This window comes from Bradyrhizobium sp. CFUWI, assembly GCF_056429085.1.
Genome location: NZ_JBWJZE010000163.1, coordinates 1 through 470, shown reverse-complemented (window position 1 = coordinate 470; position 470 = coordinate 1). Strand labels below are relative to the sequence as shown.

At 63.6% G+C, this 470-nt stretch carries 1 protein-coding gene; it reads left to right on the top strand.

Annotated elements, in window-relative coordinates; translation table 11 throughout:
- Window positions 1–453: hypothetical protein (locus AC066S_RS39220; RefSeq protein WP_478271964.1), on the top strand; the 453-nt coding region annotated here is incomplete at its 5' end.
- Window positions 454–470 lie beyond the last annotated feature (17 nt).

The window sequence follows — 470 nt, the reverse complement described above, 5'->3', positions numbered from 1 at the left end:
CTGAAGGCCTGGCGTGACCGGCACTGGAAGGCCGGCGACGGCCCCACTTCAGTGTGCATCATGATCGCCGTGGCGCAAGCCTTCGAACCCAAGCGTGGGCGCGATGACGTGGCGCTCGAGAGATCCGCGCGGGCGTTGTCGATCGCGCTGAAGGGCAACGTGCACGAGCCCGCTATCGCAGAAGGCAAGGAAGATTTCAACAAGCGCCTGGATGCCAATGGCCGCCAACACGCATCGACCCTTGCTGCAACACTGGCTTCCCAGATCCAGGCAGCCAGAATGAAAGCATCGCACTTGGCAGGTGACGCGATCGATATCCTCCGAGCACAGTTGGGCAGCCGCTTGCCCTACCGGACGGACCTGGTTGAGCCGGACAGCGGCGACGACGTCGTCCGGCTGGTCGGCGCAGATCGGGTATCTCGCCCAGTAGTGAATTCGACAAGCGCAGGCTGAGCAATGCCGGAGGCTGC